Raw genomic sequence first — 5,952 nt, 5'->3', positions numbered from 1 at the left:
GTTTTTGGCTGAATTTGAGTCGAATAGTTCTTTTTATAATATCCCCCTAGCCTTGCGTTTAGAGGGAAACCTGAACTCAGAAATCTTAATCCAGAGTTTAGAAGAAATTTGTGATCGCCACGAAGCTTTACGCACCAACTTCATTACCGTTGATGGTATCCCTACCCAAGTTATACAAGCACGAAACTGGACAGTTACGGTTGTAAATTTACAGCATTTATCTGGTAGTGAACAAGCAATTGCGTCTCAAGAGTTAGCACAAAACCAAGCGATTCAACCCTTTGACTTAGCCGGTGAACCCTTAATCAGAATCACTTTAGTGGTGTTATCTGAAACGGAACATCTCTTATTAGTCTGTATGCACCACATTGTCAGTGATGGCTGGTCAATGGGGGTATTTATTCAGGAACTAACCGCCCTCTATAATGCCTATATTCAGGGATTATCTTCGCCGCTCAATCCCCTATCTATCCAGTATGGAGATTTTACCCTTTGGCAAAGACAATGGCTACAGGGAGAAGTCTTAGAAAACCAATTAAATTATTGGAAAAAACAATTAGCAGACGCACCAACTTTCTTACCCTTACCAACAGATAAACCTCGTCCAGCAGTCCAAACATTTACTGGGGTACATCAAGAGTTTCAACTATCCCTTGAACTCACCCAAAAGCTAACAGAATTAAGTCAGCAACAAGGGGTAACAATGTTTATGACATTGTTAGCAGTTTATGGAGTATTACTTTATCGTTATACAGGACAATCAGACATCTTAATAGGCACACCTATAGCTAATCGTAACCGTCGTGAAATAGAGAGTTTAATCGGCTTTTTTGTGAACACTTTAGTGATGCGGACTGACTGTTCAGAAAATCCTAGTTTTCAGGAATTATTGATGAGAGTTAGAGAAATGTCTTTAGGTGCTTATGCTCATCAAGATTTACCCTTTGAAATGTTAGTAGAAGCCTTACAAACAGAGAGAAATCTTAGTCATACTCCTCTATTTCAGGTAATGTTTGTCCTTCAAAATACTCCCCTATCTGAAATAGAGTTAATGGGTTTAACTATTGATTCTTTACCCTTAGAAGGTGAAATAGCTAAGTTTGATTTAACCCTATCAATGCAAAATACAGAGACGGGATTAATGGGGGTTTGGGAATATAATACTGACCTATTTAATAGCGAGACTATTGAGAGAATGAACGGTCATTTTCTGACTCTACTTGAGGGGATTATTACTAATCCGAGTGAGAGAGTTTCTCAATTACCTTTGTTAACTAAAGTTCAACAACAACAGTTATTAATTGACTGGAATAATACTGAGGTAGATTACCCTGCTAATAAGTGTATTCATCAGTTATTTGAGGAGCAAGTTGAACGGACTCCTAATGCTGTAGCAGTAACTTATGAAAATGAATCCTTAACTTATCGAGAATTAAATAATCGTGCTAATCAATTAGCTCATTATTTGCGAAAATTAGGCGTAAAAGCTGATACTTTAGTCGGTATTTCCCTTGAGCGTTCCTTAGAGATGATGGTGGGATTATTAGGTATTCTCAAGGCAGGTGGTGCTTATGTACCTCTTGACCCAGATTATCCCCAAGAACGCCTGAGCTTCATGTTAGAAGACTCTCAGGTAAAAGTGTTAGTAACTCAAGCAAAATTAGTCAAGTCTATTCCTGAACATCAAGCACAACTTATCTGTTTAGATACAGAATGGGAAAAAATCGCTCAAAATATCACCTCAAACCCCGAAAGCGTAGCAAAACCAGAGAATTTAATCTATATTATCTATACATCCGGTTCCACAGGGAAACCGAAAGGCGTTTTAGTCAATCACTCCAATGTCGTGCGATTATTTGCCGCTACAGATGCTTGGTATAATTTCAATAGTCAAGATGTCTGGAGTCTATTTCATTCCTACGCTTTTGACTTTTCGGTGTGGGAAATGTGGGGAGCTTTGTTATATGGTGGACGCTTGGTAGTTGTCCCCTACTTAGTGGCCCGTTCTCCCGAAGCATTTTATCAGCTATTATGTCAAGAAAAAGTTACAATTCTCAATCAAACTCCTACCGCTTTCCGTCAGTTAATTCAAGCTGAAGAATCACAAGAAAATCTAGGAAATTTAAGCTTACGTTTAGTTATTTTTGGAGGAGAAGCTTTAGAAATTAACAGCTTACAACCTTGGTTTCAGCGCCATGGCGACCAATGCCCCCAATTAGTTAATATGTACGGAATTACAGAAACTACCGTTCATGTGACCTATCGACCATTAAGTATGAACGACTTGGATAGTACAGCTAGTGTGATTGGTCGTCCCATTCCCGACTTACAGGTGTATTTACTAGACCAACATTTACAACTTGTACCGGTTGGTGTACCCGGGGAGATGTATGTGGGGGGTGCCGGAGTAACAAAAGGTTATCTCAATCGTCCTGAATTGACCAAAGAAAGGTTTATTTCTAGTCCTTTTGAGAAGGATGAAGTGATCCCCCCAACCCCCCTTAATAAGGGGGGCAATGAGCCGTCAAAATTATATAAAACGGGAGACTTAGGGCGTTATTTACCCGATGGTAATATTGAATATTTAGGACGCATTGACAATCAGGTTAAGATTCGGGGTTTTCGGATTGAGTTAGGGGAAATCGAAGCATTATTAGCATCTCATCCCCAGATTTGGGAAACAGTAGTAATAGTGAGGGATGATGCAACAGGAGATAAGCGTCTTGTGGCCTACATTGTGCCACAATCGGAAAAAACGATTACCATTAACGAAATACGGCAATTCCTGAAAGCTCAATTACCTGGTTACATGATACCTAATGCTTTCGTTATTTTAGATGCCTTACCCCTTACTGCTAATGGAAAAATAGATAGTCGAGCTTTACCCCCACCAGAATCTAGTAGTGAACCATCAGACAAATATGTTGCTCCGCGTACCCCAATTGAGGATATATTAGTAACTGTTTGGTCAGAAGTGCTAAAAGTTGAAAAAGTGGGTATAAATGATAACTTCTTTGAACTGGGAGGCCATTCCCTACTAGCCACTAAATTAGTAGCACAGATACGCGATCGCTTGAAAGTTGAACTTCCCCTACGTCAGTTATTCAACTCGGCCACACTAGCAGAATTAGCCCAAGGGATTGAACAGTTAAAACAGCAAAAATCCGATACCATCGTTCCAGCAATTTTACCAAGAAAAAGAAAATGAATTTTGAAGAATTACCCCTATCTTATGCCCAACAGCGTTTATGGTTCTTAGATCAATTAGAACCAAATAGTCCCTTTTATAATATTTCCCTGGCCTTGCATTTAGCAGGAAATCTCCAGGTAGATGTCCTCGAAAAAAGCCTACAAGAAATTATTCAGCGCCATGAGTCCCTCCGCACAAATTTCGCCACTATTGAGGGAAATCCTGTACAAATAATCAAACCAGAAAGCAATTGGCAATTAACGCTTGTCAATGGGAAAGACAGCCCAAAATATCGAGAAGAGCAGGAAATAAAAAAATGGCTAGAAATTCACAGCCATCAACCTTTTGATTTAGCCAATGACTCCCTAATTAGAGCCACCCTACTCAAGTTATCAGACACAGAACATTTTTTACTGATTTGTCTGCACCATATTGTCTCTGATGGTTGGTCAATGGGGGTATTTATTCAGGAATTGACAACCCTTTATAATGCCTATACTAAAGGTTTAGAACCTCTTTTACAAGAGTTACCAATCCAGTACGCAGATTTTGCAATTTGGCAAAGGGAATATTTACAGGGAGAAATCCGACAAAATCAGTTAAATTACTGGCAAAAACAGTTAGCAGCCGCACCCGCTTTATTACATCTACCTACGGATTATCCCCGTCCTCTACAACAAAGTTTTCAGGGAGATCGAATAAAATGTATCCTTTCTCCAGAACTTAGTCAAGGGTTAAATAAGCTGAGTCGGGAAAAAGGTGTCACCTTATTTATGACCCTCCTGACCGCATTTCAGACTCTACTCTATCGTTACACAGGACAAACAGACATTTTAGTCGGTACTCCCATCGCTAACCGTACTCGTAGCGAATTAGCTGGGTTAATCGGCTTTTTTGTCAATACCTTAGTCTTAAGAACAGATTTAGCCAGAAATCCCAGTTTTAGCGAGTTATTAAAACAGGTACGAGAGACAGCAACGGATGCTTACGACCATCAAGATTTACCTTTTGAGATGTTAGTAGAGGCTCTACAACCTGAAAGAAACATGAGTTATACTCCTCTATTTCAGGTGATGTTTGGTTTAGATAATGAAATTGTAGATAGCATAGATTTAGAAGGAATAAAAGCCACTCGTCAGCCTTTGGAGTTTAAGACGGCTAAGTTCGATCTAAGTTTATCCATACAGGTAAAAGAAGCCAGATTAACTGCGATTTGGGAATATAATACAGATCTGTTTGACAAAAGCACAATTGAGCGACTATCAGGGCATTTTGTTAACCTATTAACTGGGATTATTGCTAATCCAGAACAAACCGTTAGCCAATTACCATTACTGACAGAAAGTGAGCGCAATCAGTTATTATTTGATTGGAATCAGACTGAAACTGACTACAAAAATGATTTATGTCTGCATCAGTTGTTTGAACAACAAGTAAAACAGAATCCACAGGCGATCGCAGTTAAATTGGAAGATGAATTTTTAACCTACGAGGAGTTAAACTGTAAGGCTAATCAGTTAGCCCATTACCTACAATCTTTAGGGGTAAAATCCGAGAGTTTAGTCGGGATTTTTGTTGAACGTTCCCTAGAGATGATTATCGGAATCCTGGGAATACTTAAAGCAGGGGGAGCTTACGTTCCTTTAGATATTAATTATCCCCAAGAGCGAATTACCTATCTTATTGAAGATACTCAACTTAGTATTGTGTTGACGCAATCTAAATTTCTTGAGCAACTTCCCAAATTTATACCGAACACTATCTGTTTAGATCAAGACTGGTCAACAATTGCCAAACAGAGTACAGTTAACCCTTTGGTAGCAGTTGAGCAGCACAATTTAGCCTATATTATCTACACCTCCGGCTCCACAGGTCAACCCAAAGGGGTAATGATTGAACATCGCTCAGTAGTCAACTATATACTGACTACTATTCGAGAGTATGGTATTACCTCAGAGGATCAAATTCTGCAATTTTCTTCTATCTGCTTTGATGCTTCCGTTCAAGAAATCTTTGTTAGTTTGTTATCGGGTGCGACCTTGGTATTGCGAACAGAAAAAATGTTGCGCTCTAGTGAGAATTTTTGGCAATGTTGTCAAAAATGGCAATTAACAGTTTTGGGTATTCCTACTGCTTATTGGCATCAATTAGCCTCGGAACTAACTGCTGCTACCCTGCCAATTCTCTCAAATATTAAAGTAATTTTCATTGGTGGGGAAGCCATTCAACCGGCAAAAGTCCAGCAATGGCAAACAGTTACAGGCCAATATTCCCCTCTTCCTCGACTATTCAATGGTTACGGACCAACGGAAGCAACCATTGCAACGACTCTCTCCGAATTTACTTCACCAACTACCACCAATGTTCCCATTGGGCGACCCATCAGTAATACTCAGGTTTATATTCTCGATGCTTGCTTACAACCTGTTCCTGTGGGGGTAGCCGGAGAATTACATATTGGAGGTGTCGGGTTAGCCAGGGGTTATCTCAATCGTCCAGAATTAACTCAAGAGAAATTTATCCCTAATTCTTTTGAGAAGGATGAAGTGATCCCCCCAACCTCCCTTAATAAGGGGGGCAATGAGCCGTCAAAATTATATAAAACGGGAGATTTATGTCGGTATTTACCCGACGGCAATATTGAGTATTTAGGACGGATTGACAATCAAGTAAAAATTCGGGGTTTTCGCATTGAATTGGGAGAAATTGAAACCGTTCTTAGTCAGCACAATGCAGTAAAAACGGCTGTTGTAATTGCTCGG

Annotated in this window: 2 protein-coding genes; both read left to right on the top strand. The window is 39.6% G+C overall.

Annotated elements, in window-relative coordinates; translation table 11 throughout:
• The coding region (locus tag PN470_RS03000; protein WP_272103615.1) for a non-ribosomal peptide synthetase at positions 1-3,208 on the top strand (3,208 nt) is incomplete at its 5' end.
• Positions 3,205-5,952 (top strand): non-ribosomal peptide synthetase (locus PN470_RS02995; RefSeq protein ID WP_272103613.1); only part of this gene is annotated, 2,748 nt, incomplete at its 3' end. The genes PN470_RS03000 and PN470_RS02995, both read left to right, overlap by 4 nt.

It is taken from the genome of Microcystis sp. CS-574 (genome assembly GCF_028329095.1).
In the GTDB taxonomy this organism is placed as follows: Bacteria; Cyanobacteriota; Cyanobacteriia; order Cyanobacteriales; family Microcystaceae; genus Microcystis; species Microcystis ichthyoblabe_A.
Note: the sequence above shows the minus strand (reverse complement) of the source record. Positions and strands in the feature narration are given on the sequence as shown.